We start from the raw sequence: 2,766 nt of genomic DNA on the forward strand, positions 1-2,766 counted from the left end.
CCTCATCACCCGCGACCACCACAGCCGCCGGACCGTTGACCGCCGCGATACTCACCTCGGCCTCACGACCAGCCAGCGACGCCGCGACCTCCTCCTCGGAGCCCTCGATGGCGACCATCGCGCCACCTTCGGGCAGCGCCTGCATCAACCGGCCACGCGCGGCCACCAGGGCGCAGGCATCCTCCAGCGAGAACACACCGGCAACGTGGGCCGCGGCGATCTCACCAATGGAATGGCCAATGACCACATCCGGGGTCACGCCCCACGCCGACAGCAGCCGGAACAACGCCACCTCGACCGCGAAGAGAGCGGGCTGGGTGAACGCCGTCTGATCCAGCAGCCCGGCATCCGCGCTCCCCTCCGCCGCGAACACCACATCCCGCAACGGACGGTCCAGCACCACATCGAGATGAGCGCACACCTCGTCCCACGCATCGGCGAAGGCAGGGAACACCTCATACAACTCGCGTCCCATGCCAAGACGCTGCGCGCCCTGCCCCGAGAACAGGAACGCCATCGGGCCCGAGGGCGTCGCGACGCCCTGTACCACGCCCGGGGCCACATCACCGGCCGCGACGGCCTCGACACCGCGCAGCAGTTCCACACGGTTGGTACCCGAGATCACCGCGCGATGCTCATGCACCGAGCGCGAGGCCACCAGCGAGTAACCCACGTCCAGGGCGCCGAGCTCTCCACGCTCCAGCAGATACGACCGCAGCCGCTCTGCCTGCGCGCGCAGGGCCTCCGCACTCCTGGCGGAAAGCGCCCAGGGCACCACGCCCCGACCGGCGGCGGGTGCCGCCGGGACGGGCTCCTCCTCGTCCAGTGCCGGGGCCTGCTCGATGATGGTGTGCGCGTTGGTTCCGCTGACACCGAACGCGGAGACACCGGCCCGGCGCGGATGTCCCGTCTCGGGCCACTCCGCCGCCTCGGTCAGCAGCCGCACCTCACCCGCCGACCAGTCCACCTCGCGCGACGGCTCGTCCACATGCAGCGTCCGCGGCAGCACACCGTGCCGCATCGCCATCACCATCTTGATGATTCCGCCAACACCGGCGGCGGCCTGCGTATGACCGATGTTCGACTTCAGTGCGCCCAACCACAGCGGGTGGCCCTCGGGCCGCTCCCGGCCGTAGGTGGCGAGCAGCGCCTGGGCTTCGATGGGGTCGCCCAGCGTGGTTCCCGTACCGTGCGCCTCGACCACGTCCACCTCGGCGGCCGACACCCCGGCGTTGGCGAGGGCCTGGCGGATGACCCGCTGTTGCGAGGGGCCGTTGGGCGCGGTCAGACCGTTGGACGCACCGTCCTGGTTGACCGCGGAGCCCCGTACGACCGCCAGCACCTGGTGGCCTTTGCGCCGGGCGTCCGACAGCCGCTCGACCAGCAGCATGCCCACACCCTCGGACCAGCCGGTGCCGTCTGCGGCGTCCGCGAACGGCTTGCACCGGCCGTCGGGGGCGAGTCCGCGCTGGCGGCTGAACTCCACGAACGCGCCCGGCGTGGCCATCACCGTCACACCACCGGCGAGCGCCATCTCGCACTCGCCCTGGCGCAGCGCCTGCGCGGCCTGGTGGAGAGCGACCAGCGACGACGAGCACGCCGTGTCCACCGTCAGCGCGGGCCCCTCCAGACCCAGCGTGTAGGAGATACGACCGGATACGACCGATGTGGCGTTGCCGGTCAGGATCTGCCCTTCCAGCTCCCCGGCCGCGCCGTCGTGCCCGACCCCGTAGCCCGAGGTCGCGGCGCCCACGAACACGCCGATCTGCTGGCCACGTACGGACAGGGGAGCGATACCGGCCCGCTCGAACGCCTCCCAGGACGTCTCCAGCAGCAGCCGCTGCTGCGGATCCATCGCAAGCGCCTCACGCGGCGAGATCCCGAAGAACGCGGCGTCGAACTCGCCCGCCTCGTGCAGGAAGCCGCCCTCGCTCGAGTAGAACGTGCCCAGGCGCTCGGGGTCCGGGTCATACATCCCGTCCACGTCCCAGCCGCGGTTGGACGGGAAGTCGGAGATGGCGTCGCCGCCATCGGCCACCAGCCGCCACAGGTCCTCGGGGCTTCCGACACCGCCGGGGAAGCGGCAGCTCATCCCGACGATCGCGATCGGGTCGTCATCGACCGGCGCCAGCGCCGCCGACGGGGCGGCCACCGCACCCTGCGTCCCCAGCACCTCCGCACGCAGATGGTCGGCCAGCACCGCGGCACTCGGATAGTCGAAGACCAGCGTGGCCGGAAGCACCAGCCCCGTCTCCACGTTCAACCGGTTACGGAACTCCACCGCCGTGAGCGAATCAAAACCCAGCTCCTTGAACGCCCGCCCCGGCTCCACGACCTCCGCACCCGCGAAGCCGAGGACCGCCGCGGCCTGGCTCCGCACGAGTTCCAGCAGGGTCCGGTCGATCTCCGCGTCGGTCAGCCCCGCCAGCCGCGCCCGCAGGCCCGTGGACGCGTCGCCCGTCTGGGCGGACGGGCCCGCGCTGTCGAGTGCCCTCCGAACCTCGGGCAGATCGCTGATCAGCGGGCTCGGGCGCTCCAAGGTGAACACGGGGGCGAACCGTTCCCAGTCCACGTCGGCGACGGTCAGCACACCGTCGTCACCCGTGATGGCTCCCTGCAGCGCGGCAAGGGCCAGCGCCGGAGGAATGACCGCCAAGCCACGGCGGACGAGCTCTGCCTCCATCCCCTCCGCGGCCGCCATGCCGCCCTCGGCCCAGGGGCCCCAGGCCACGGCAGTACCAGCGAGACCCCGGGCACGCCGATCCT

1 protein-coding gene is annotated in these 2,766 nt (G+C 71.7%); it reads right to left on the reverse strand.

The window, feature by feature from the left end; translation table 11 throughout:
* Positions 1–2,766: type I polyketide synthase (locus VT50_RS24385; RefSeq protein ID WP_143645261.1), on the reverse strand; the 2,766-nt coding region annotated here is incomplete at both ends.

Origin of the sequence: Streptomyces antioxidans, assembly GCF_000968685.2 — a bacterium.
Taxonomy (GTDB): Bacteria; Actinomycetota; Actinomycetes; order Streptomycetales; family Streptomycetaceae; genus Streptomyces; species Streptomyces antioxidans.